The sequence below is a fragment of the Sphingomonas sp. CCH5-D11 genome, from assembly GCF_001557395.1.
In the GTDB taxonomy this organism is placed as follows: domain Bacteria; phylum Pseudomonadota; class Alphaproteobacteria; order Sphingomonadales; family Sphingomonadaceae; genus Sphingomonas.
In genome coordinates, this window is sequence record NZ_LSKH01000093.1 from 1 (window position 1) to 22,767 (window position 22,767).

Annotated in this window: 22 protein-coding genes and 1 pseudogene; 11 read left to right on the top strand and 12 right to left on the bottom strand. The window is 63.6% G+C overall.

Features of this window, described 5'->3' with window-relative positions; all coding sequences use genetic code 11:
- The first annotated feature begins 115 nt into the window (after nucleotides 1-115).
- The 3 genes from AX702_RS06050 to AX702_RS06060 all read left to right on the top strand — a co-directional run bounded on the left by AX702_RS06050 (nucleotide 116) and on the right by AX702_RS06060 (nucleotide 3,118).
- Complete coding sequence (locus tag AX702_RS06050; RefSeq protein WP_066777480.1) at nucleotides 116-1,258, top strand: CaiB/BaiF CoA transferase family protein; 1,143 nt, start codon at nucleotides 116-118, stop codon at nucleotides 1,256-1,258.
- A gap of 195 nt (nucleotides 1,259-1,453) precedes the next feature.
- Nucleotides 1,454-2,575: a CaiB/BaiF CoA transferase family protein gene (locus AX702_RS06055; RefSeq protein ID WP_066777482.1), complete on the top strand. Its 1,122-nt coding sequence runs from the start codon at nucleotides 1,454-1,456 to the stop codon at nucleotides 2,573-2,575.
- A 6-nt stretch (nucleotides 2,576-2,581) separates the two neighbouring features.
- Complete coding sequence (locus tag AX702_RS06060) at nucleotides 2,582-3,118, top strand: (2Fe-2S)-binding protein (RefSeq protein ID WP_066777485.1); 537 nt, start codon at nucleotides 2,582-2,584, stop codon at nucleotides 3,116-3,118.
- Here AX702_RS06060 and AX702_RS06065 read toward each other — a convergent pair.
- Nucleotides 3,105-4,364 (bottom strand): MFS transporter, encoded by a 1,260-nt coding sequence (locus AX702_RS06065; protein ID WP_066777545.1) that lies wholly within the window; start codon nucleotides 4,362-4,364, stop codon nucleotides 3,105-3,107. The two genes, AX702_RS06060 and AX702_RS06065, sit on opposite strands and share 14 nt — an antisense overlap.
- 153 nt (nucleotides 4,365-4,517) lie before the next feature.
- Between AX702_RS06065 and AX702_RS06070 the strand changes: the two genes are divergently transcribed.
- On the top strand, nucleotides 4,518-7,664 hold the full coding sequence (locus AX702_RS06070) for an acetyl-CoA carboxylase family protein (protein ID WP_197420506.1): 3,147 nt from the start codon (nucleotides 4,518-4,520) through the stop codon (nucleotides 7,662-7,664).
- 6 nt (nucleotides 7,665-7,670) lie between these two features.
- On the top strand, nucleotides 7,671-8,291 hold the full coding sequence (locus AX702_RS06075) for a glutathione S-transferase family protein (protein ID WP_066777491.1): 621 nt from the start codon (nucleotides 7,671-7,673) through the stop codon (nucleotides 8,289-8,291).
- A 9-nt stretch (nucleotides 8,292-8,300) separates the two neighbouring features.
- On the opposite strand, the gene AX702_RS06080 is transcribed toward AX702_RS06075, so the two are convergent.
- From AX702_RS06080 to hppD, 4 genes are all read right to left on the bottom strand, one after another.
- A complete protein-coding gene (locus AX702_RS06080; protein WP_066777493.1) occupies nucleotides 8,301-8,939 on the bottom strand; it encodes a DsbA family oxidoreductase in 639 nt (212 codons plus the stop codon).
- An 11-nt stretch (nucleotides 8,940-8,950) separates the two neighbouring features.
- Complete coding sequence (locus AX702_RS06085; RefSeq protein ID WP_066777496.1) at nucleotides 8,951-9,298, bottom strand: Rieske (2Fe-2S) protein; 348 nt, start codon at nucleotides 9,296-9,298, stop codon at nucleotides 8,951-8,953.
- A 26-nt stretch (nucleotides 9,299-9,324) separates the two neighbouring features.
- Nucleotides 9,325-10,611 (bottom strand): homogentisate 1,2-dioxygenase, encoded by a 1,287-nt coding sequence (gene hmgA / locus AX702_RS06090; RefSeq protein WP_066777548.1) that lies wholly within the window; start codon nucleotides 10,609-10,611, stop codon nucleotides 9,325-9,327.
- A 133-nt stretch (nucleotides 10,612-10,744) separates the two neighbouring features.
- Entirely contained in the window at nucleotides 10,745-11,782 is a 1,038-nt protein-coding gene (hppD, locus tag AX702_RS06095) for a 4-hydroxyphenylpyruvate dioxygenase (RefSeq protein ID WP_066777500.1), read from the bottom strand.
- 78 nt (nucleotides 11,783-11,860) lie between these two features.
- Between hppD and AX702_RS06100 the strand changes: the two genes are divergently transcribed.
- Together AX702_RS06100 and AX702_RS06105 are read left to right on the top strand one after the other, a co-directional pair.
- Nucleotides 11,861-12,301, top strand: a complete 441-nt coding sequence (locus AX702_RS06100; protein ID WP_066777503.1) for a MarR family winged helix-turn-helix transcriptional regulator — start codon at nucleotides 11,861-11,863, stop codon at nucleotides 12,299-12,301.
- Nucleotides 12,302-13,195, top strand: coding sequence for an ROK family protein (locus AX702_RS06105; RefSeq protein ID WP_066777506.1), 894 nt, complete (start codon nucleotides 12,302-12,304; stop codon nucleotides 13,193-13,195).
- 28 nt (nucleotides 13,196-13,223) lie between these two features.
- On the opposite strand, the gene AX702_RS06110 is transcribed toward AX702_RS06105, so the two are convergent.
- Nucleotides 13,224-14,621, bottom strand: coding sequence for a cytochrome P450 (locus AX702_RS06110; protein WP_066777509.1), 1,398 nt, complete (start codon nucleotides 14,619-14,621; stop codon nucleotides 13,224-13,226).
- Nucleotides 14,621-15,742 (bottom strand): hypothetical protein, encoded by a 1,122-nt coding sequence (locus AX702_RS06115; RefSeq protein ID WP_066777512.1) that lies wholly within the window; start codon nucleotides 15,740-15,742, stop codon nucleotides 14,621-14,623. Before AX702_RS06115 ends, AX702_RS06110 begins: the two co-directional genes overlap by 1 nt.
- Nucleotides 15,743-15,763: 21 nt before the next feature.
- Between AX702_RS06115 and AX702_RS06120 the strand changes: the two genes are divergently transcribed.
- A complete protein-coding gene (locus AX702_RS06120) occupies nucleotides 15,764-16,057 on the top strand; it encodes a hypothetical protein (RefSeq protein ID WP_066777516.1) in 294 nt (97 codons plus the stop codon).
- Entirely contained in the window at nucleotides 16,054-16,875 is an 822-nt protein-coding gene (gene kdsA / locus AX702_RS06125) for a 3-deoxy-8-phosphooctulonate synthase (RefSeq protein ID WP_066777519.1), read from the top strand. The genes AX702_RS06120 and kdsA overlap by 4 nt, the downstream gene beginning before the upstream one ends.
- A gap of 6 nt (nucleotides 16,876-16,881) precedes the next feature.
- On the opposite strand, the gene AX702_RS06130 is transcribed toward kdsA, so the two are convergent.
- The 5 genes from AX702_RS06130 to AX702_RS06150 form a co-directional block, all read right to left on the bottom strand.
- Nucleotides 16,882-17,430, bottom strand: a complete 549-nt coding sequence (locus AX702_RS06130) for a histidine phosphatase family protein (protein WP_066777532.1) — start codon at nucleotides 17,428-17,430, stop codon at nucleotides 16,882-16,884.
- Nucleotides 17,430-18,236: a 3-deoxy-manno-octulosonate cytidylyltransferase gene (gene kdsB / locus AX702_RS06135; RefSeq protein WP_231731748.1), complete on the bottom strand. Its 807-nt coding sequence runs from the start codon at nucleotides 18,234-18,236 to the stop codon at nucleotides 17,430-17,432. The genes AX702_RS06130 and kdsB overlap by 1 nt, the downstream gene beginning before the upstream one ends.
- Before the next feature lie 14 nt (nucleotides 18,237-18,250).
- The gene (locus tag AX702_RS06140) at nucleotides 18,251-19,261 is read right to left on the bottom strand and encodes a KpsF/GutQ family sugar-phosphate isomerase (protein ID WP_066777552.1); all 1,011 of its coding nucleotides are present in this window, start codon (nucleotides 19,259-19,261) and stop codon (nucleotides 18,251-18,253) included.
- A 150-nt stretch (nucleotides 19,262-19,411) separates the two neighbouring features.
- A complete protein-coding gene (locus AX702_RS06145; RefSeq protein ID WP_066777534.1) occupies nucleotides 19,412-20,554 on the bottom strand; it encodes a polysaccharide biosynthesis/export family protein in 1,143 nt (380 codons plus the stop codon).
- Between the two features lie 107 nt (nucleotides 20,555-20,661).
- Nucleotides 20,662-21,342 carry an ABC transporter ATP-binding protein gene (locus AX702_RS06150; RefSeq protein WP_066777536.1) on the bottom strand — a complete coding sequence of 227 codons (681 nt, stop codon included), beginning with the start codon at nucleotides 21,340-21,342 and terminating at the stop codon, nucleotides 20,662-20,664.
- Nucleotides 21,343-21,389: 47 nt separating this feature from the next.
- Between AX702_RS06150 and AX702_RS06155 the strand changes: the two genes are divergently transcribed.
- Nucleotides 21,390-22,529 (top strand): glycosyltransferase family 4 protein, encoded by a 1,140-nt coding sequence (locus tag AX702_RS06155; RefSeq protein ID WP_156455377.1) that lies wholly within the window; start codon nucleotides 21,390-21,392, stop codon nucleotides 22,527-22,529.
- Between the two features lie 12 nt (nucleotides 22,530-22,541).
- Nucleotides 22,542-22,767 (top strand): annotated as a pseudogene (locus AX702_RS06160) (hypothetical protein); the annotation flags it as partial.

Consider the following 22,767-nt stretch of genomic DNA (forward strand, 5'->3'; position numbering starts at 1 on the left):
GCGAATATCAGGTGATGCGCCACGTGATGAACCTGGAAACGGTGAACACCTATGAGGGTGCGCACGACGTCCACGCGCTGATCCTCGGGCGCGCCATCACCGGGATTGCGGCGTTTTGACCGACGCTCATCCCTCCTCATCAGGGGAGGGGCGTCATCCTCTCGCCGGCATCAAGGTCGTCGAGCTTGCCCGTATCCTCGCAGGTCCTTGGGCGGGGCAGATCCTTGCCGATCTCGGTGCCGAGGTCATCAAGGTGCAGAGCCCAGGGGGTGACGACACGCGCACCTGGGGCCCGCCTTTTGTGGAGCATGACGGCGACCAGGCGGCCGCTTATTATCACGCGTGCAACCGCGGCAAGACGAGCATCGTCGCGAACTTCACCAATCCCGAAGACGTGGCGCGGGTGAAGGCGCTGATCGCCGACGCCGACGTGGTGATCGAAAACTTCAAGGTGGGCGGGCTCGCCAAATACGGGCTCGATTATGCGAGCCTCGCCGTCGATCACCCGCGGCTGGTCTATTGCTCGATCACCGGCTTCGGCCAGACCGGGCCGTACGCCCATCGCGCCGGCTATGATTTCATCATCCAGGGGCTGGGCGGGATCATGTCGCTGACCGGAGAGCCAGACGGCGCACCGCAGAAGATTGGCGTCGCCTTTGCCGACATCATGACCGGGCTCTACGCCACCATCGGCATTCAGGCCGCGCTGATGATGCGGGCGCGAACGGGCAGGGGGCAGCAGGTCGATTGCGCGCTTCTCGACACGATGGTGGGGGTGCTCGCCAATCAGGCGGCGAACTATTTCGCGAGCGGCGAGAACCCCGCGCGGATGGGCAATGCCCATGCCAATGTCAGCCCCTATGCCGTGTTCCCGACAAGCGACGGCTGGTTCATCCTCGCGGTGGGCAATGACGCGCAATACCACCGCTTTGCCGCGATTGTCGGGATCGGCCCGGATCCGCGCTGGGACACCAACGCCGGCCGCATCGCGCATCGCGCGCCCTTGTTCGCGTTGATCGAGGAACGCTGTCGCACGTTCGCACGTGACGATCTTCTGGCAAAGCTGGAAGCGGCGGGGGTGCCGGCCGGGCCGATCAACACGGTGGAGCAGGCATTGACCGATCCACAGGTCGTGGCACGCGGGATGGTGCTGCCGGCGAACGAGGCGAGGCCGATCGCTGGCTTGCGGACGCCGATCCGATTTTCTGATGCCGAACTGTCGTTGAGCAAAGGCGCGCCGGCTCTCCGGAGCGACTAGCCACTTTCGTTTTGTCGTCCCGGGAAGGCCTGGATCCATAACCGCCGGCTTGGGAAGGAATTCGCAAGGTCGGCGCTTCAGCATTTCGGGTCCGCGTGGAGACGAGGAAAGCAAGCGTCGCCCAGCATAACTTTTGTTGTGCTCGCGCCGCCGCCGCGATACCCCTCCCGCAAATCTAGTCAGGAGAGAGCATCCGTGAGCACGCCACCCCTCGCCGGCATCCGTATCGTTGAATTCGCCGGCATCGGCCCGGGCCCGTTCGCCGGCATGATGCTGGCCGATCACGGGGCGGAGGTGATCCGAATCGATCGGCCCGGAAAGACGCAGGGCAATGGCGTGGCGGAAAAGGACCCCTTGCTGCGCAGTCGCAAGTCGGTCGGCATGGATCTGAAGGACCCGAACGCCATCGCAGCGGTGCGCAAGATCGTGAAGGGCGCTGACGCGATCATCGAGGGGTTCCGCCCCGGTGTGATGGAGCGGCTGGGGCTCGGCCCGGATGTGCTGCTCGCCGACAATCCCAAGCTCGTCTACGGCCGCATGACCGGCTGGGGCCAGTATGGCCCGATGGCGCCAGAGCCTGGCCACGACATCAACTATATCGCCATTTCCGGGGCGCTTCATGCGTTCGGGCGCAAGGGTGAGAAGCCGACCCCGCCGATCAACATGGTTGGCGACTTCGGCGGTGGCGGCATGTTCCTGGCCTATGGCATGCTCGCGGCGCTGCTCCATGCCGCGCGCACTGGCGAGGGCCAGGTGGTCGATGCAGCGATGACCGATGGCTCTGCGGTCCTGATGACCATGATGTGGGGCTTCCGCGGAATGGGCCGCTGGAGCGACGAGCGGGGCACGAACCTGCTCGATACTGCCGCGCATTTCTACGACACCTATGAGACGGGCGATGGCAAGTTCATCTCGCTCGGCGCGATCGAGCCGCAATTCTATGCCGAGTTCCGCCAGGTGATGGGCCTGTCGGACGACAAATGGGCGGCACAGATGGATCAGCGCCAATGGCCGGCGTTGAAGGAGGAACTGACCGGGCTGTTCAAGAGCAAGTCGCGTGACGAGTGGGTTGCCGCGTTCAAGGGGCATGACGTGTGCTTCGCGCCGGTGCTCGGCTTCGACGAGGCTTATGACGATGCGCACAACAAGGCGCGCGGCACCTTTGTCGAGGCGGGGGGGATCAAGCAGCCAGCACCCGCGCCGCGCTACTCGAAGAGCGGTACCGTGGCCCCGTCGCTCGGCGCCGATCGGCAGGATGCGGCGGTGCTGCGCGACCTCGGCTTCGATGATGCGGAGGTCGCCGCGCTCGGCTATTGAGCCGGGATGCCAAGACTTACCGTGAACAACGAGGCGATCGAATATCGCCTCGACCCGGCCACGCCGCTGCTATGGGCGCTGCGCGACGCGTCCAACCTGACGGGCGCGAAATATGGCTGTGGCACGGGAAGCTGCGGGGCGTGCACCGTCGATATCGACGGGCGCGCCGTCCGCTCCTGCCGGGTGACGCTGTCCCAGGTGGAGGGCAGCTTCGTCACCACCGTGGAAGGATTGTCGCGCGATCGGGCGCATCCGGTGCAGGCCGCGCTGCTCGCCGGCAATGTCGTGCAATGCGGCTTTTGCATTCCGGGAATCGTCATGGCCGCGGCGGTGCTGATCAAGAATGATCGCGATCCGTCCGAGGCCAAGATTCGCCAGACCATCACCAATATATGTCGCTGCGGCATCTATCCGCGTCTGGTGGAGGCCATTCAGCGTGCGGCGCGGGCCGCTCGCGGCGACGAAACGCTGCCCGCCACCACCCGGCCGGGCATTGACCCGGCCGAGGCGGCGCGCAGCATTCCCGCGCTTAGTCCTCGCTGATCCGGCTGGTCGTGCGCGTGTCGCGCATACGGACATAGACGATCAGAGAAACGGCGATCATCGCACTGACATACCAGTAGAACCCGCGCTCCCACCCGGCATCTTTGAACGACAGGGCGACATATTCCGCCGTGCCACCGAAGAGCGTGTTCGCCAGCGCATAGGGCAACGCGACGCCAAGCGCGCGGATGTTGGCGGGGAAAAGCTCCGCCTTTACCACCGCATTGATCGAGGTATAGCCGGTCACGATCACCAGCGCCGCCATGACCAACAACCCCGCGATCAATGGGCTGCGCACCGTCTCCAGCGTCGTGAAGATTGGATAGGTGGCGAGCACGCCCAGAATTCCAAAGCCGACCATCAGCGGCTTTCTTCCGATACGATCGCTAAGTCCACCGGCAAGTGGTTGCAAACACATGAAAAGAAACAGCGTTGCGGCGTTGATTTGGCTCGCCGTTTCCCGGTCGAAGCCGCTGGTGTTGACCAGGAACTTCTGCATGTAGATCGAATAGGCATAGAAGGCGAGCGTGCCGCCGGCGGTCAGCAACATGACGGTTGCCGTTTCGCGCGGGTGTTGAGTGACGAGCGTCCAGAAGCCGGATTTCGGTCCGTCCGCGCGCTTGAAGCTTTCCGTTTCGGCAAGGCCGCGACGGATGCGGAAGACGACGATCGCCAGTACGCCGCCGATCGCGAACGGGATGCGCCAGCCCCAGGCGTCCAGCGCTGCCTCGCTCATGGTGGATTGCAGCACGAGCAGCACTAGGAGCGCGGTCAGCTGACCGGCGATCAAGGTAACATATTGAAAGCTCGAAAAGAAACCGCGTCGATCGCGACCGGCCATCTCCGACAGATATGTCGCGCTGGCGCCATATTCCCCGCCGACCGACAGCCCCTGCATCAGCCGCGCGAACACAAGCAGGGCGGGGGCGAGGACGCCGATTGTCTCATACCCCGGTGTCACGGCGATCAGGAAGGAGCCAGCGCACATCAGCGTAACCGAGAGCGTCAGCCCGGCCTTTCGCCCCCGCCGATCGGCGTAGATCCCCATGATCCAGGCGCCGATCGGTCGCATGACGAACCCAACGGCGAACACCGCCGCGGCGCTCAGCAATTGCGCGGTGCGATCCTCCGCTCGGAAGAAGTGCGGGGCGAAGTATAGCGTGAAGGCAGAATAGGCATACCAATCGTACCATTCCACCAGGTTGCCGGTGGAGCCTCCGATAATCGATTTCAGTCGTGGGTTCATGCTGCCATCATTCTTCACCTGAGCGATGATCCACGCTGGCGTGGTCGATCCTGGGCTTAGCCACAGGAACGGCATGGCGAAAAGGGGTTGATGCGCGGCGCGGCTCGCCTGAAGGAGTTTGATGATAAAGGGAGAGGGGCCATCGAAAGCCTGTTGATCGCCAACCGCGGCGAAATCGCGATCCGGATCGCAAGGGCAGCGTCGGCAATCGGGTTGAGAACCGTTGCGGTTTTTTCCGAGGATGACCAGGCCGCGCCCCATGTTTCGGCAGCTGATTGCGCGATTGCGCTCACCGGTGAGGGCGCGCCGGCCTATCTCTCGATCGAGGGGATCATAGCCGCCGCCCGAGCGGAGGCGTGTACGGCGATACACCCTGGCTATGGCTTCCTCAGCGAAAACGCCGGACTGGCGCAGGCTTGCAGCGAAGCGGGGCTCAGGTTCGTCGGGCCGAATGCGGATTTGTTGAAGCTGTTCGGCGACAAGGCAGCGGCCAAGCGCCACGCGCGCAGCGTCGGCGTGCCTGTTCTGGCGGAAGGCAAGGATGCTGCCGGCCCCGTTATCGTGAAGGCCGTTGCGGGTGGCGGCGGGCGCGGCATTCGCGTGGTCCGCGATCGATCAACGCTGGACGCGCAACTGGCGGCAGCTGGGGCGGAGGCGCTTGCGGCGTTCGGCTCTGACGCCGTGATGGTGGAGCGCTACATTCCTTCCGCACGGCATATCGAGGTGCAACTGGCGGCTGACGCTCACGGGCGGGTTCTGGCGCTCGGCACGCGTGATTGCACGCTGCAGCGCCGGCACCAGAAGCTGATCGAGATCGCGCCGGCTCAGGCGCTGGATCCGGCACTCGCCGATCGCATCCAGGCCGCCGCCGTCAAGCTATTGGATGGCACGGGATATGTCGGCGTGGCCACTGCCGAGTTCCTGGTAGATCGGGACCTATCGCCTGATCATCCGGAAGCGTTCGCCTTCCTTGAAGTTAATCCTCGGCTACAGGTGGAGCACACGGTGACAGAGGAAGTCACTGGCCTCGACCTTGTTGCCCTTCAGCTTCGCCTTGCTCAGGGGGAAGCGCTGCCGCTTGCTGTGCCAGAGCCTCGCGGCGTCGCGATCCAGCTGCGGATCAACGCAGAGACGATCGGAAGCGACGGAACACCGCGCGGATCGGCGGGAACCATAACTGATCTTTCTCTTCCTGGAGGTCCAGGCATTCGCATCGACGGCGCAGCGCAGGCTGGCGTCGCGGCCAACCCGCGGTTCGACCCGCTGCTCGCCAAATTGATCGTGCACGCGTCCGATTGGGAGGGCGCGCTCGCCCGAGCCAGACGCGCACTTTCCGAATACCGCATCGAGGGATTAGGCACGAACCTTCCGTTGCTCGCGCGACTGCTCGAGCGACCGGAGGTCTCTGACGTCAGCATCGACACCGCATGGTTCGATCGATACGTCGCAGATCTCATTCCCCCCAAGATGCCGGCGCAGGCGACGCAGGATGCGCAAGCGATCGTTGCCCCTTTGTCGGGCGTCGTCGTCGGTATCGACGTGTCGGTGGGTGACAGCATCCATGCCGGGATGGAGGTGGGCACCGTCGAGGCATTGAAGATGCAGCATGCCGTTGTCGCTTCGCGCAGCGGGGTGGTGACAGCCATTGCAGCCGTGAAGGGAAAGGTGATCGAGGAGGGTGGCCTTTTCCTCAGCATCGAACCGACTGACGATGCAATCGGGGAGGCGACGGCCGTGCAGGAGCTGGACCTCGACTTGGTCCGCCCTGACTTGGCCGAAGTTCATGCCCGCCACGCCCTGGGACTGGATGAATATCGTCCGGACGCCATGGCCCGTCGGCGCCGGACCGGCCAGCGCAGCGCCCGTGAGAACCTCGACCACCTCTTCGACCCGGACAGCTTTGTTGAATATGGCGCACTGACGATTGCGGCGCAGCGCCGGCGACGCACCCTGGACGATCTGATGCGCAACACGCCGGCGGATGGACTCGTCGGTGGAATTGGCACCGTCAATGCGCATGATCATGGGGAGGAGGCGGCAAAGTGCCTGGGCCTAGCCTATGACTATACTGTTCTCGCCGGAACGCAGGGCCATAACAATCACCGCAAGACCGATCGCCTTCTCGGCATCGCCGCTGACCTGAAGCTTCCGATCGTTTTCTATACCGAAGGCGGCGGCGGCCGGCCTGGAGATGTGGATTCGGTTGGTGCGACGGGACTGGATGTGCCGACGTTCCGCAGCTTCGCTGCGCTTTCCGGCACCGCGCCACGGATCGGGATCACCTCAGGCTATTCCTTTGCCGGAAATGCGGTGCTTTTCGGCAGCTGCGACGTCACGATCGCAACGCGTGACGCGCATATAGGCGTCGGTGGCCCCGCCATGATCGAAGGGGGCGGCCTTGGCGTCTACTCCCCCAAGGAGGTCGGCCCCGTCGAGGTTCACTGGCAGAGCGGGGCAGTCGACGTGCTCGCAGATGATGAAGCGGACGCAACAGATCTGGCGCGTCGCTTACTCTCATTTTTTCAGGGCCCCGTAAGCGGCGGTGAGGTGCCGGACCAGCGCCTGCTCCGTCACGTCGTGCCGGAGAACCGGTTACGCGTCTTCGACATGCGGGCGGTAATCGCGGGCTTGTTCGATCAGGGCTCATTTGTCGAGCTGCGGGGTGGCTATGCCAAAGGCATGATTACCGGGCTGGCGCGCATCGACGGCCGGGCGATTGGCATTATCGCCAATGATTGCAAGTTCCTGTCGGGCGCCGTCGATGCGGAAGGCTCTGACAAGGCGGCGCGCTTCTTCCAGCTTTGCGACGCCTTTGGCATTCCTATCGTCTCCCTTTGCGACACGCCCGGTTTCATGGTGGGCCCGGACGCAGAGAAGACGGCGCCGATCCGCCGCGGCGCGCGCATGTTCATCGTGGGCTCGGCGCTGTCTGTTCCGGTCTTCACCGTCGTCATCCGCAAGGCCTATGGCCTGGGTGCGCAGGCGATGGCGGGAGGATCGCTGCATGCCGGACCTTTCACGGTGGCATGGCCGACCGGTGAGTTCGGCGGGATGGGCCTCGAAGGCGCGGTTCGTCTCGGCTATCGCAAGGAACTCGAGGCCATCACCGATCCCGCTCAGAGAGAAGCGCGTTATCAGGAGCTTGTCGCCAACTCCTATGAGCGAGGGAAGGCTGTGTCAGTGGCGCAATATTTGGAGATCGATGCCGTGATCGATCCTGCCGATACGCGCAAATGGTTGCTTCGTGGCCTTGCCTCCAGCCCTGCGCGGCGCTCCGGCCGCTATGTCGACACTTGGTGAGAGAAGATGATCCAGCTTTATCATTGTGCTGATGCGCGTTCCTTCCGTGCCCTCTGGGCGCTGGAGGAACTGAAGCTTCCCTACCAGCTGCACCTGCTGCCATTCCCGCCGCGCGTGCGCGAGCCGTCCTACCTGGACGCAAACCCGCTTGGTACGATCCCGTTGCTGATCGACGGCGATGCGCGGCTCACCGAGTCAGCGGCGATCGTGCAATATCTGGCGGTGAAATACGGGCCCACGCCGCTCGCGGTCGGCCCCGAAGAGGCAGACTATGGCGCATGGCTTAACTGGCTGCATTTCGGAGAGGCAACGCTGACCTTCCCGCAGACGCTGGTGCTGCGATACCGAATGCTGGAGCCGCCGGAACGTCGTTTGCCACAGGCGGCCGACGATTATGCCCAATGGTTTCATTCGCGCTTGCGGCACGTCGAGCGCGCCTTGGGCGATCGCGAATGGCTGGTCGCCGACCGTTTCACAATGGCTGATATCTCCGTCGGTTACGCGCTTCTCTTGGCGAAGAGCCTGAAGATTGACGATGGCTTTCCGCCCCAGGTTGCGGCCTATTGGCAGCGATTGAAAGCCCGTGAAGGCTTCGGGCGCGCAAAGGATGCTCAGAAGTCGGGCTGATCTGATCGATTAGCGCGCGGCCAACTTGCGCAGCGCCCGTTCAATCCGATCGGGCGCCTGCGCACCGTTGATGACGAACTCGCCATCCACGACCATTGTGGGAACGGAGGCAATGCCTTCCGATCGCCACTCGATCTCATCGTCATGCACCTGCGCTGCAAAGTCTCCTCGCGCCAGCACCTGTCGCGCGGCGGCTGCGTCGAGACCGGCCGCCGTCGCCGCCTCGACGAGGATGTCCGCTGACGATATGTTGCCCCCACGTTCGAAATAGGCGTCGAACAAGGCGCGCTTCATTTCTTGTTGGCGGCCCTGTTCCCGCGCCCAGGCGAGCAGTCGATGAGCATCGAACGTGTCATACAGCCGGTCGGGACGTCCAACCATGGCAAGCCCGGCCTCGGCGGCTGCGGCGCGAACCCCGCCACCTCGTGAGCGGGCCTGCTCTGGCGTCATGCCGTATTTTCGAGCGATATTGTCGGCGGAAAGCTCCCCCTCGGGGGGAAGGCCAGGGTTCAGCTGAAGCGGGTGGAAGTCGATCGTGACTGAAATTTCGTCGCCAACCGCCTTCAGCGCCTTCTGAAGGTTCGCCAGCCCGATATAGCACCAGGGACACACGATGTCGGAGACGATGTCGAGCCGCAATGTGCGCATGGTGATCTCTCCTATGCCGTGATGATCGCCCCAGCCTCCACCCGCACTGGCCATGGCGTCAAGGCTGTGCCCGGACAGGGGCCGCCGACGCACGCGCCGGAGGTGATGTCAAACAGCGCGCCGTGCCAACTACAGGTGATGTGGCCGGCGCTGACATAGTCATCTAGCTTTTGCGCGAGCGGCAGCCCCATATGGGGGCAGCGGTCAACATAGCCGAAGGCCTGGTCCGCGCGCCGGACGATGAACCCGTGAAAGCGGCCGGCGCGCAGCTCGATGACGAAGTTGCGCGCCTGGCCATCGAGGATCTGATCAAGTGGGCCCAGCGCGATACCGGCCGGCGTTGCAGAGAGTCGTTCCATTCAGAAGCGACCAGCGACGAACCGGTTCACGGAAGCCGGGCCTTGGGAAAGTCAGCCCAACAGGCATCGTAGTCGGTCTGCGCATGATCCAGCGCAAAGCGGGTCGGGCGATACGGCCAGCAGCTTTCCAGCATGAAGGCCATTGTTCCGGTGATCTGGTGCGGTTTCAGCTCGGCCTGACTGGCCGCTTCCCAGCTTGCCTTGTCGGGCCCGTGACCGCTCAGCATGTTGTGGAGGGACAGGCCGCCCGGCTGAAATCCTTCCGCCTTCGCATCATAGGCGCCGGTAATCAGGCCCATCGCCTCTGACATGATGTTGCGATGAAACCACGGCGGCCGGAACGTGTCCTCCGCCACCATCCAGCGTGGAGGAAAGATCACGAAGTCCGCGTTCGCCCGCCCAGGCACGTCGCTGGGGCTGGTCAGCACGGTGAAGATCGACGGGTCGGGATGGTCGAAGCTTACCGTGTTGATGGTGTTGAACCGGGCGAGGTCATAGCGCCAAGGAGCCAGATTGCCGTGCCAGGCGACGACATCGAGCGGCGAATGGTGAAGCTTTGTATGCCACAGGCTACCAAGATATTTCTGGATGATCTCGCACGGCTTTTCCTGGTCCTCAAACCAGGCGACCGGGGTTTCGAAGTCGCGCGGATTGGCCAGACCGTTGGCGCCGATCGGTCCCAGATCCGGCAGGCGAAACATGGCGCCGTGGTTTTCCAAGGCGTAGCCAGAGGCGCTGCCGTCCGGCAGCAGCGCGCGGAAGCGCACGCCGCGCGGCACCAGGGCGATCTGGCCGGGGGACAGCTCGATGCGACCCAATTCCGTCAGCAGTTCGAGGCGCCCCTGCTGGGGCACGAACAACAACTCGCCGTCGGCATTGACGAAGGCGCGACCCTCCATGTTGCGGTCCGCGCCGTAAAGGTGAATGGCCACGCCTTCCAGATCAGCCGGGTCGCGGTTGGCGAGCATGGTTGTCATCCCGTCGATCAGATCTACGCCGTTGCGCGGCTCAACGGGATCCCAGCGCAACCGGTTTGGCGCAAGCGGCTCTCTGGTCGTTCCCGGGGCGAAGGCCGGTGCACCGTCGTAACGGGTAAAAGGGGGGTGCTCTGCCGAGGGCCTCAATCGATAAAGCCAAGAGCGGCGGTTCTCGTGCCGCGGAGCGGTGAACGCCGTGCCTGAGAGTTGCTCGGCATAGAGGCCGAATGCGGGGCGCTGCGGCGAATTGCGCCCAATCGGAAGGGCGCCATCCACCGCTTCAGTCGAGACATGGTTGCCGAAGCCCGGAATATATTTGCCAGTGCTTTCGGACATCTGCATCCTCACCTTATGTCTCGTGCTGAAGAAATCGCCAGATGTCCTGACCTTTTCTCATCGCCAGCAGCAATCCTACCCCGATCAAGGCCGGCTCCGACGCAACCGGCCCAGACCTGCGCCGGTTTCACCCTTACGCGTCGACCTTGATGACGCCGCGGCGGATCTGGTCCAGCTCGATGCTCTCGAACAGCGCCTGGAAATTACCGTTACCGAAACCCTCATTGCCCTTACGCTGGATGATCTCGAAGAAGATCGGGCCAAACATGTTCTCGGTGAAAATCTGGAGCAGAATGCCCTCGACATTTTGCACCGAGCCGTCGATGAGGATGCGGTTCTTCTTCAATCGCTCCAGATCTTCGCCGTGCCCGGGCACGCGCTTGTCGACCAACTCGTAATAGGTTTCGATCGTGTCCTGCAGGCGCACGCCGCGTGCTCGGAGCCGCTCCACCGTGTCGTAAATGTCTTCGGTAGTCAGCGCGAGGTGCTGAATGCCTTCGCCCTGATATTCGCGGATGAACTCCTCGATCTGGGAATTATCGTCCTGGCTTTCGTTCAGCGGAATGCGGATCGCCTTATCAGGTGCGATCATCGCTTGGCTGAAAAGGCCTGTCGCTTTGCCCTTGATGTCGAAGTATTTTTGTTCTTCGAAGTTAAAGAGCGTACGGTAGAAATGGCTCCACACCCGCATCTGGCCGCGGCGGACGTTATGGGTTAGGTGGTCGAGTAGATCCAGGCCGACGTTGTTCTTTGCCTCAGCCTCTCGCCAGCCGTCGAACTCGGCCCAACCGGCATACAGATCAACATCCGACGGCACGAAATACAGATACGATCCACCAATCCCCTTGATGACAGTATCATCCTCCTCCGTCAGTTCGGCACCATGCGCGATGGCCCATTCCAGCGCCTTCTTCGGGTCTGCAACGCGAAAGGCCATGGCACTTGCAGATGCTCCGTGTTCGTTCCGGAACTGCTTTACGCGTCCGGCTTCATCCCGGTTCAGCATCAGATTAATGCGTCCCTGCTTGTACCGCGTGATGTTCTTCGTCGGATGCCGGTGTGTCGGTACGAAGCCAAGCTGCTCGAATTGCTTCGCCATCGCGTCGGGATCGGGAGAGGTGAACTCGACGAACTCGAAACCGTCCAGGCCCAGGGGATTGTCGGTCGACATGAGTGATTCCTCATCCAGTAACATTTGATACTATCATCGCGGCTTGAGGCATTCGTGTCAAATGCTACCACTGTCCGCATGACGAACCATCTCGTGCTCGACCGGTTCCTGCCGTATCGGCTGTCGATTACGTCCAATCTCGTCAGCGATCGTATTGCCCGCGCTTATGAGTCGCTGTTCGGGCTGACCATTCCGGAATGGCGCCTCATCGCTGTCATCGCGGAGGTAGAGGCGATCACGCAGGCTGACATTGGCGAGCGCACGCGGATGGACAAGGTGACCGTCAGTCGGGCGGCGATCGCGCTGGTTGAGCGGGGCTTGCTGATGCGGGCGCCCAACCCTGGTGACAAGCGGTCTCATCATCTGTCGCTGACGCCTTCCGGCCGCGATCTCTACGCGAGCGTTGCTCCCAAGGCGCTGGAATTGGAAAGCAAAATCTTCGCCCGATTTTCGCAGCAGGAGTTGAACGACTTCGTTGCGATGCTGCGGCGGATCGATTCGGCCGCGCTGGAGGCTTGAATGTCAAACATGCCGTTGATTGCTGGGCTGGAGCTTGGAGGGACGAAATGCGTGATTATCCTGGCGCAAGGCCCGGACGCCATCCACGAGCGTATCGAAATCCCTACAACGTCGCCTGACGAAACGCTTGGGTCGATAGAGCGCGTGATCGATGGGTGGGCCGGGTTTGCCGCATTGGGGATTGCGAGTTTCGGGCCGGTGTCCATCGATGCAGCTGCCGCCGATTATGGCTACATCACTTCTACGCCAAAGCCGGGCTGGGCCGGCACTGACGTCGCGAGACGTCTGGCCGCACGATATTCGGTGCCGACTGCCTTTCACAGCGACGTCATCGGCGCAGCGCTTGGCGAGGCACGCTGGGGCGCGGCGGAGGGGCTTTCAGATCTGGCCTATGTCACTGTGGGCACTGGCATCGGTGTCGGGCTCATCGCGCATGGGCGCGCGGTGGATGGGCTGACCCATAGTGAGCTCGGGCATATCCGACCGCAGCGCCTCGCCGGTGACGAGTGGACCGGCGTCTGTCCGTTTCACGGCGCATGTGTCGAAGGGCTCGCCTCGGGCCCAGCGATCGCCGCAAGGACGGGAGTAAAAGGTCAGGATCTGCCGCCCGATCACCCGGCGTGGGAAAATGTGGTGCAGGCACTCGCGCAACTCCTGCACACCGTTACACTGACCGGCGTGCCGCGCCGTATCGTCATGGGGGGAGGTGTGATGCTGGGCAGCCAGTTCCTCTTCCCACGCATTCGGCAAGCTTTGCGCCGTTCGCTGAACGGCTACGTCGCTATTGCCGAGATCGAGGACACGGAGACGTTCGTTGTGCCGCCGATGCTCGGGCACAATGCCGGCCCACTTGGCGCGATCGTGCTTGGTCAACAAGCGCTGGAGGCACGCTGACGCTTTGAGTGGCGTTCGTCGCCGCCCTTTATCGACGTGAGAAGAGCAACTTGATGCCGCACTTCGGCCGCAGCGTCAGCCGCGCAACCGGCTCGGGAACCGCGCCCGGCGCGGGATCGATGGTGAACGCGCGCAGCAGCGTGGCCAAGACCACAATGGCCTCCTGAGTCGCAAATCCGGCGCCCACGCAGATCCGTGGCCCCGCGCCAAAGGGCAGCCACGCCTCGCGACTTTTCGCCTTTGCTGATGGATCATCGAAGCGGGCGGGGTGGAAAGCGTGGGGCCAGGGCCAGTGTTCGGCGTTGCGCTGGATCAGCCAGGGCGAAACGACGATCATCGCGCCGGTTTCCAGTTGCTTGTCACGCATTTGCGATGGACAGCTCACCTCGCGTGGCATGAAAGCGACCGGGGGGTATAAACGAAGCGTTTCGCGAAATACGTTGCGGATCACGGGCATGCGCCGGAGCGATTCGGCCGCAATTGGCCTGTTTTCGGCCACGGACAGAACCTCCTCACGCCCGATCCGCTGCGTTTCCGGATCACCTGCCAGGCAATATAGCGCCCAGCTGAGGGCGCTCGCCGACGTTTCGTGCCCGGCCAGGAAGATGGTGGAAACCTGGCCCATCAGATCCGTGAACGAGAATGGCTGACCCGTTTGCGGATGACGGGCCTCCATCAGTGACGCCAGGATGTCGTCGGGCCCGCGATCCGCGTCCGCGCGATAGGCATCAAGTCGCTGCTGAACAATTGATGCGAACACCGAATGGATGTCCTCCGCAGCGCGGCGCGACCGCTTGACGAAGCCGAACGTCGGCATCCGATAGAAGCGCAACATGGAGGCGGACTGGGCGTGGCGCTGGAAGCGGTTGAAGGCATGGTGGATCCGGCGCGCGTCCGCGTCGCCTAGCGCCTGCGAGAACAGAGTGCGAAAGATCACGTCGGCGGCGACATGCGTCATCAGCGGATCGATGTTGATCGGGTGGGAGAGATCCAGATAGCCGATCCGGGAGACGAGTGCGTCGGCTGCATCCCGCATCATCGGCAGCGTTCGCGCCAGTGCGGCCTGCTGAAACGCGGGATTGATCATCTCGCGCTGGGTGGCCCAATCATCGCCGTTGGCGGAAAACACACTGTTCCCGATCGCCGGCTCCAGCGTGCGCACGAGCAGATGGTGCTTGGGAAACTCACGCCAGTTGCTCATGATCCGCTTCACCAGCGGCAGTTCATTGGCGATATACATGTGGAGACCCGGCGTGCGGATCTCCCCCATCTTCATCGTGTAGCTCTTGTCAAAGAGCACATGAATCCAGGAATTCCATCCCCGAACGAAACGCCAGAACAGCGACGATTTCTTCGGATGTGGATCAGGGAAGGGCGGTACAAACAGCCCGTCGACCTGCTTGCCGCCAATATTCGGCAAGCCCATCAGATCGCCCGGAACTCTGCCACCGAGGCGTCGATCGGCCTTGCCGCGGTCATCAGGCTGGGAAAGTCGAGCGGGGAGCGACGGTCGCCCATGCGAAGATAGTCGAAATGGATCTCGTACTTGTTCGCATAGCCCTTGTGGTAGGTTTCCGGGTTGTAGAACAGGTGAAAGCGGGGGCTGAGCAAATCCATCCGCGGCCGCGGGTCCGGCGCGACGATCGCCATGGGGTTCACCCCGAAATAGGCCGCGCCGTCGGGCGGCGACCCGATATCGACCCAGCGGAAATCAGCGGTGGCGAGTCGGCGAAGCTGATCGTGGAAGTGGGTCGCATCGCGCCGGCAAGCAACGAGCGGAATGCAATGCCCCATGGTGACGAGTGTGAAGTTCGGCGGCATCTGCTCGCCGCGACGTTCGAGCACGCGCACCATCAGCGGAACGGACAGGATCGAGCCGTTGCTGTGCGTGAGAAGAATGATTTCATCCCAGTCTTGATCGAGGCTGGCGCAGATTTCCTCGGCGAAATTGTCCAGCCGCGCCTCGATTTCCGGATCGGCCTCGCCCCCGCTCAGTTCACTATTGAAAACAAAGAAGCGCAACAGCCAGGGGGCATGCCACTTCTTCAGCAACGGTGCGGATATCAGGATGGCGGCCACAAGGCCGATCGCGAATGCGATGGGCCCTGGCAGCCAGATCGCTGCCAGCCCACCGATGATCAGGGTGAGCAGCAAGGGCAGAGCGATGGACAGGATCGGGGGATAGAAGAGGGTAATCAGCGGCCCCTTGCCCAGCCTCTTCCCCGTTTCGAAATCGAGGTGGGCGATATACGCGCGATAGGCTCGCCACGCGCGGGCGGCCAAGGCGAACGGATTACGGATCCATGCCTTGCGGACGATATCGTCCCAGCGAAGAAAGCTGTATTCGGTCGATACGTCGTGTGTTGAATTGAGGATGGACCAGTCGGTCCGAAACGCTCCGGCACGCCGCCGCGGGGACACCGACGCCGGCTCCCCCGTCAGTTTGGCGAAGCGGGCGACCTGTTCGGCGGCCAGCGCGTGATAAAAGCGAGCGCCCCGCGGATCGAAGCCGCCGACATAGAAGACTTTCCGCTTGAACCCCGCCATGGCGACTGCCTACACGATGGCATGGCCGATCGGGAACGGAATTACTGTCTTTTCTTGAATCACCGCAAATACAACCGGAACGTCGGCTGTCGGCGCCATGACAATCTTTACGGGATTGCCGGCGGAGGACCGGAGCGCCGGCGCTGGGCCGTCGATCGCGAATTCTATCGCACGATGCGGGCGCAAGGTGATCCGATGGCGGTGCCCGCCTTTCTGGCCTGCCTGATCTTTGGTTGGTTTTTCTGGAACTATCATTCCGGCGTCTGGCCGTGGCGAGGACAGTTGCTGCGGCGGTTCGTGAAGGCGCCGCGATGAACGTCCAGGTTGGAACGATTACCTTTGGCAATGATCAGCCGTTCGTGCTGGTCAGCGGGCCGTGTCAGATCGAAAGCCGTGGCCATTGCCTGCGGCTGGCCGATGCCTTGGCCGGCATGGCGCAGTCCGCGGGCGTGCCGTTCGTGTTCAAATCATCTTTCGACAAGGCGAACCGCACCTCCGTGACCGGGCGGCGGGGGATTGGGATCGATGACGGGCTGAGAACGCTTGCCGACGTTAAATCCGCCATCGGTTGCCCGGTGTTGACCGACATCCATGCGCCGGATCAGGCGAAGGCGGCGGCACAGGCCGTGGACATCCTCCAGATACCTGCGTTCCTGTGCCGCCAGACCGATCTTCTCATCGCAGCGGGCGAGACAGGCGCGGCCGTGAACATCAAGAAGGGTCAGTTTCTGGCGCCTTGGGACATGGCAGCGGTCGCCGCGAAGGTTCAGTCGACGGGCAATGACCGGATCATTCTGACCGACCGCGGAACAAGCTTCGGCTACAATACCTTGGTAAGCGACTTTCGCGCCCTCCCGATCATGGGGGAAACGGGTTTTCCCGTAATGTTCGATGCGACCCATTCAGTGCAGGCGCCCGGCGGGCTTGGAGCGTCGTCTGGTGGCGACCGGCGGTTCGCACCGGCACTCGCACGCGCGGCGCTGGCCGTGGGGGCTGCGGCGATCTTTGCGGAAGCGCATGATGATCCGGATACAGCGCCCTCCGATGGGCCAGTCATGCTGCCGCTGGGCGCGGTGCCCGCGATGCTCGATGACCTGCGCCGGATCGATGAGATCGTGAAGGATCGACGCTGAGCCGTCTTAGGGACGCACGTCCCACGCCGTAACCGCGCCAGCGGTGATTTCAGCATAAGCGCCGGTGCGCAAGCGGGCCGGGCCGAGACCAAGCGCGATCCGGGCGAACCGCGCCGCGCCATTGCTCGTCACGAGGAGGACGGTGCCGGTCATTCCCGCGAAAAAGGCGCGCCAGGCGGCAACGCGAGCCGACGCATCCACTATCCAGCCGGGGGGTGGAAGCGCGTGAACGTCCCAATCGGCCAGCGCCCTTGCTCCGACACGGGCGATGACTTCGGTTTCGCTCAGGCCCTCGTCCGGCCCGTGGTCGATCTCGCGAAGCCAGATCGCCGGTTCGGGGTGAAGGTAGGGAGCGATGATGGCGGCGGTCTCCTGTGTCCGGCGCAGCGGCGATGCGAGGCAGCGATCAAATTGCATACCGTTGAAGCACTCGGCGAGTGCTTGCGCTTGAAGCCTGCCGCTTTCGACGAGCGCTAGGTCGGTTCGTGCACCGATGCGACGTGGCGGTTCTCCTGGCGCGAACGTGTTGCCGTGGCGAACGATGATCGCGCGCATCAATGATAGGGATCGCCATGGGCGGCGATCAGAGCCTCCGCGCGGGCGATATCCGCCGCGGTGTCGATGCCGGATATGTCGAACAGGGCGGGAGCGACCTCGACCGTCTGCACATGCAGGCCGAGTTCCAGCAGCCGGAGCTGTTCAAGGCCTTCGAGCTCTTCGAGCGCGCTGGGCGGGGTCGATTCGAATGCCTCCAGCGCGCGACGCCGATAGCCAAAGATGCCGATGTGGCGGAACACGGGGCAGGGGCGGCCCGCGGCGCGCAGCCTGGCCTCGTCGCGGATTGCCGGGATTATTGCTTTGGAGAACCAGAGCGCGCGTCCATCGGCGGCACGGGCGCAGGTGGTGCCGCTGAACGGTGCGACGGTCTTGTGAGCACGGAGCGCGTCCAGCGCTTGCCAGCTCAGGCGCACGACTGGCGTTGCCACGTCGGCCGATGCCGAAGACAGCGCCTGGATGATCGCTGTAGGTGCCTCAAGTGGTTGGAAGGGGGAATCGCCCTGCAGGTTAACGATCACATCAGGCTTGTCCGGCAGCATACGCGCCGCGGCGAGCGCCCGGCCGGAGCCTGAAGTGAGCCCGGTATCCGTGATCATAACGTCGCAGCCCGTTTCAGCCGCATGGAGCGCGATGCGCTCGTCGTCCGTTGCGACCACCAGCCGGGCGCCTGGCATTTTCGACAGCGCTCCTCGCGCATAGGCGATCGTGCGGTGGAGCAGGGAAGTACCGGCAATCGGCAGCAAGGGCTTCAGTGGTAGCCGGGTCGATCCGGCCCGAGCGGGAATGACGATGAGCAGCGACACCGGGCAGAATAGCGTCAGACCACGCCCGCGCGAAGGACATCGTGCATGTGAACGACGCCGACGAGCTGCTCGCCTTCGCGAACGAAGAGCAACATCACGTTGCTTTCATGCATCAGCCGAACTGCTTCCGAGGCAAGCTCGGCCGGACCGATGCACAGGGGAGACCGGCTCATATACTGACCGACCGGATCGGTCAGGGTGCGTTCCACGGTGACGGTGCGGCGCAGGTCGCCATCGGTGAAGGCGCCTATTAGGCGGCCGTCTGAATCCACGACGGCAGTGCCGCCCAGCCGGGTTCGGGTCATTTCAATGGTCGCGTCGAGCAACGATGCGTCGGGTGTGACGCGCGGCACGTCAGCACCGTGCGCCATGACATCGCGCACCTTGAGCAGGCGCGCGCCGAGGCGACCATTCGGATGCAGTCGGTGGAAATCGTCCGCGGAGAAGCCGCAATCGGCCATGAGGGTCATCGCCAGCGCGTCGCCAAACACCAGTTGCACGGTCGTGGACGTGGTTGGGCTGAGCTGGATCGGACACGCCTCACGCACGTCGGGCAAGCGGATGTGGAAGTCGGCTGCCCGTGCCGCGGTGGATCCGGCCTGGGTCGTGATCGTCACGATCGGAATGGCGAAGCGTTTGCAGTAGCTGAAGATCGCGGCGAGTTCGCTGCTTTCGCCGGAGTGGGAGATGACCAGGACCACATCGTCCCGGGTGATCATCCCCATGTCGCCATGGCCGGCTTCGGCAGGATGCAGGAACGTGGCGGGAACGCCGGTGGACGTCAGCGTTGCCGTGATCTTGCGTGCGATGATGCCGCTCTTGCCCATGCCGGCGAGGATGACGCGCCCACGCGAACCGGCGATCAGTCGCACGAGCCGGTCAAAATCGGAGCAGAAGCCCGGATCGTCGAAACATGCCTTCAGCGCGGCGATGCCCTCGCCCGCGAGGGCGACAGCACGTGCGGCAACCGACTTCGTCGACGTACGCAGCGGAAGGGTGATGATTTCGCCGGGCCGTGTGGTCATGTCATCGCCTTTGCGCGGAAAGGTTCGGCCGCGGCGTTGGTCGCCGCGCGGTGCCTTCCCTAGGTCCTTTACCGTAGGCGAGTTGGCCGGCTCAACCAACTGAAACCGGATTGATCCTGCTTAACCGCCGCAGCGGGGCAGTGCGAGGCGTTATCGGCTGACGGCGCGTACGGCGACGATGGGCGCGAACAACTGCCCCAGGATCTGGGCAAGCTTGCCGGGGGCATTGGCCCGTGCCGTCGCGATATAGATCACGTCCTTGTCGTGCATCCCGATGCGCTGCGCCAGAAAATAGCTGTCCGGACGCATCATGTTGAGCCGGTAGATCACGGGCTGCGCCCCCGGTGCGTCGCCCGGCGCAGCGTTGTAGCGGAACAGGTACACGGCGGCGGGATCGGCGAGCCGCTCGCTCGGCCCGCCGGTACGCGCCAGTGCCTCCGCCAGCGACACGTTGTTTGCGCCGAAGTTCACCTGGCTCACCTTGTCGCTCGCGCCGAACACCAGATAGGTGCGCGGGCGATTGAACAGCTCGATACGATCGCCCGGCAGCAGCGCGATATTCTGCGGCCCGGAAGCCTCCACCGCTGAAAGGCGACTTTCCTCGAAGATGCCGCCGCGGGTGACGCGCACCACCATATCGTCCGGCTGGTTCACCGTGCCGCCCGCGCGCGCAAGCGAATCGAGCAGCCGTTCGCGCGGCAGCGCCAGCGTATAGCGCCCGGGCTGACGCACGTCGCCGGAGACATAGAAGATGTTGTGCGCATTCTCCTTTACCGACACGAGCGCCTGCGGTCGCTGGGACAGACCGCGCAGTCCCTGCTCGATCATGCGCTCGATCTCGCTGGTCGTCTTGCCGGCCACGGCGAGCCGGCCGATGTAGGGCAGCTGGATATCGCCAGCGCCATCGACCTTCACGGTGCCTAGCTGAGTCCCGCGTGCGGAGGGGTTGAACGTGCCGCCCTGGGCCGGGCTGGCGCTGACCCCGGTGAAAAGGGTGACGCCGACCTCGAAGATGCTGATCTCCAGCAGGTCTCCGGATCCGACCGTATCGATGCGCCCGGCGCGCTCCAGCTTGGCAAGACCACCCACCGGCGGCGGTGTGAAGGCAAGAGCCGGCGCGGTGCCGGCATCAATGTCGACAATGGTGAAGCCGGTCTGATTGTCCTTGCGCAGCGCGTCGTTGATCTGCGCCGCCGTGGGACCCGCGCTTGGCAGCGTCGAGCAGCCGGCAAGTGCACTTCCGATCATCGCCGCCGCGATCAGCCGCGACGATCCGCTTACGCCCTTCCGCATACTTTCCCCCCGGAAGCGCCCCGAAAAAGCCGGTGCGTGCCCGCCGGTTATCGCGTCAAGCGGGGCAAGACAATCCAACAGACTGATCCAAAGATCCGTCGCTACCCTTACGCAGCCTGCCCGGCGCGTGCGCCAATGGCCTGGAGGCGATGATGAACGTCCGCCGCTTCCGCAATCGTATCATAGAGCGTCACGCTGCCGCCGTAGACCACCGCGCCGCGCTTGCAGTATCGGAACAGCGTGCTCGTATCGTGCGAAACCATCACCAATGTTCCGCTATCCCGCCGGTCGTACAAAGCTTCCTCGGCGCGAACCTTGAAGCGTTCGTCGCCAGCACCCGTCACCTCATCCACCAGATAGCAATCGAATCTGATCGCGAGCGACACGCCAAATGCAAGGCGCGCAGCCATGCCGGCCGAATAGGTGCGGATCGGTTCGTGGAGATAGGAGCCGAGTTGCGCGAAATCCTCGACAAAGGCGAGCAACTCGCGTTCGTCCGCGCCATAGATGCGGGCAACGAACCTGGCATTGTCGGCCCCGGTGAGATGCGGGTGGAACGCGGTGGAATAGCCGATCGGCCACGAAACGCTCATGTGCCGCGTCACCTTACCGGTCGTCGGACGCTCGATCCCGGCGATCAGCTTCATCAGCGTGGATTTCCCAGCTCCGTTGGCACCGCAGACCCCGATCGAGTCGCCGCGAGGGATCGTCAGGTGAATCGCGCGCAGAACCTCATTGTCCACGTTGTGACCGCGATAGACCTTTGAAACATTGTCGAGGACAATCATTCCCACCCCGTGCCAGTGTCGTGAGCGTGTTAGAGGATCTAAACCCTGTGCGACAGGTGCCAGTTTGCATTGACGGGCGGCTGGCGGACGCGGAAGCGACGGGCGTCGCATCCTATGCGAGGGCGATCAAGGAGGGGCTCGCCGCGACCGGACCGGCGCCGCTGGTGCTCACCGACGACCAGCGCGGGCGATTCGGCACCCCGAACCCTTCAATGCACGTAATCCGGCGACGGGTGCGCGCTCGACTGCCCAAGCCAGTCTCGTTGATCCGAGATACGTGCGCGCTGCGTGCAGCCGACATCTTTCGCCTGGCGCACGTGCGGTTCGCCACTACGGGCAAGCTCCTCAGGCTGGATGCGCCGGGCGCGCCGGGGATCATGCACTGGACCTATCCGATACCCGCGTGGATCAACGGCTGGATCAATCTTTACACGATTCACGACGCCATCCCGCTGGTTGCGCCGAGCCTGTCTCAGGTGCAGCCGGTGGCGCTGCGGCGGCGCATCGGAGCGCTGACAGCAGTCGCGGACCGGTTTTTGACCGTTTCCGATGCGGCGCGCCATGAGATCCTTGCCGCGTTCGACTTGCCGGCCCGCGCCGTGGTGAATGGCGGAACGGCGATCACCGGTCTGACACCGGCGAACGCGCCCTTGCTCAGCGGGCTGACGCCGCAACACTATTTCCTGTTCTGCGGACTTGCCGAACCACGCAAGAACCTGTCGCGACTGATAGCGGCGTGGCGTGCGAGTGGTACGACCCATCCACTTGTTCTGACCGGCCCCGATCATGACGCTGCGCATGGCGAGCCAGGCCTTATCATCCTGCCGTATCAGGAAAGAGCTGCGCTGATCGACCTGATCCAGCATGCGCGCGGCCTGCTGTTTCCCTCCCTGGCGGAAGGTTTCGGCCTTCCGGTGATAGAGGCCATGGCGCTTGGAACACCCGTGCTGACGTCGCGGAGTGGCGCGCTAGCGGAGGTAGCGGGTGAAGCTGCGCTGCTGGTCGACCCGATGAGCCAAGATGCGATTGCCGACGGGATCAGGCGCCTGGACGGGGATGACGAGCTGCGTGCCCGGCTGAGTTTGCGCGGTCGTGAGCGGGCGGGTGATTACACCCCTGAACGGTTTGGCGAGCGCCTTCGCCGCCTGCACGACGAATTCACTAGCGATTCTCGCTTCGACGTTTAGTCGTTCGGCGGCATGGGGGACGAGCGCACGACCATCGCAAGCGTCGGCATCGACGGGTTCAACCTGGCGCTGCCACACGGCACCGGGGTTGCGACTTATGGTTTTGCGCTGGCCGAAGCGGTCCGGTCGCTCGGCATGCCGGTCGAAGGCTTGTTCGCCATACCCGTCGGACGTGACGAGAGCCTGCGTGAGGTTTTGTTTTACGAGGCGCTTGGCCGAGGAATGCCGCCGCGGCGGG

What these genes read in the sequence shown, in the direction of transcription:
- AX702_RS06060 (WP_066777485.1), top strand. Translation starts at nt 2,582, where the DNA reads ATGCCAAGACTTACCGTGAACAACGAGGCGATCGAATATCGCCTCGAC.
- AX702_RS06065 (WP_066777545.1), bottom strand. Translation starts at nt 4,364, where the DNA reads ATGAACCCACGACTGAAATCGATTATCGGAGGCTCCACCGGCAACCTG.
- AX702_RS06075 (WP_066777491.1), top strand. Translation starts at nt 7,671, where the DNA reads ATGATCCAGCTTTATCATTGTGCTGATGCGCGTTCCTTCCGTGCCCTC.
- AX702_RS06080 (WP_066777493.1), bottom strand. Translation starts at nt 8,939, where the DNA reads ATGCGCACATTGCGGCTCGACATCGTCTCCGACATCGTGTGTCCCTGG.
- AX702_RS06085 (WP_066777496.1), bottom strand. Translation starts at nt 9,298, where the DNA reads ATGGAACGACTCTCTGCAACGCCGGCCGGTATCGCGCTGGGCCCACTT.
- hmgA (WP_066777548.1), bottom strand. Translation starts at nt 10,611, where the DNA reads ATGTCCGAAAGCACTGGCAAATATATTCCGGGCTTCGGCAACCATGTC.
- hppD (WP_066777500.1), bottom strand. Translation starts at nt 11,782, where the DNA reads ATGTCGACCGACAATCCCCTGGGCCTGGACGGTTTCGAGTTCGTCGAG.
- AX702_RS06100 (WP_066777503.1), top strand. Translation starts at nt 11,861, where the DNA reads ATGACGAACCATCTCGTGCTCGACCGGTTCCTGCCGTATCGGCTGTCG.
- AX702_RS06105 (WP_066777506.1), top strand. Translation starts at nt 12,302, where the DNA reads ATGTCAAACATGCCGTTGATTGCTGGGCTGGAGCTTGGAGGGACGAAA.
- AX702_RS06110 (WP_066777509.1), bottom strand. Translation starts at nt 14,621, where the DNA reads ATGGGCTTGCCGAATATTGGCGGCAAGCAGGTCGACGGGCTGTTTGTA.
- AX702_RS06115 (WP_066777512.1), bottom strand. Translation starts at nt 15,742, where the DNA reads ATGGCGGGGTTCAAGCGGAAAGTCTTCTATGTCGGCGGCTTCGATCCG.
- AX702_RS06120 (WP_066777516.1), top strand. Translation starts at nt 15,764, where the DNA reads ATGGCCGATCGGGAACGGAATTACTGTCTTTTCTTGAATCACCGCAAA.
- kdsA (WP_066777519.1), top strand. Translation starts at nt 16,054, where the DNA reads ATGAACGTCCAGGTTGGAACGATTACCTTTGGCAATGATCAGCCGTTC.
- AX702_RS06130 (WP_066777532.1), bottom strand. Translation starts at nt 17,430, where the DNA reads ATGCGCGCGATCATCGTTCGCCACGGCAACACGTTCGCGCCAGGAGAA.
- AX702_RS06140 (WP_066777552.1), bottom strand. Translation starts at nt 19,261, where the DNA reads ATGACCACACGGCCCGGCGAAATCATCACCCTTCCGCTGCGTACGTCG.
- AX702_RS06145 (WP_066777534.1), bottom strand. Translation starts at nt 20,554, where the DNA reads ATGCGGAAGGGCGTAAGCGGATCGTCGCGGCTGATCGCGGCGGCGATG.
- AX702_RS06150 (WP_066777536.1), bottom strand. Translation starts at nt 21,342, where the DNA reads ATGATTGTCCTCGACAATGTTTCAAAGGTCTATCGCGGTCACAACGTG.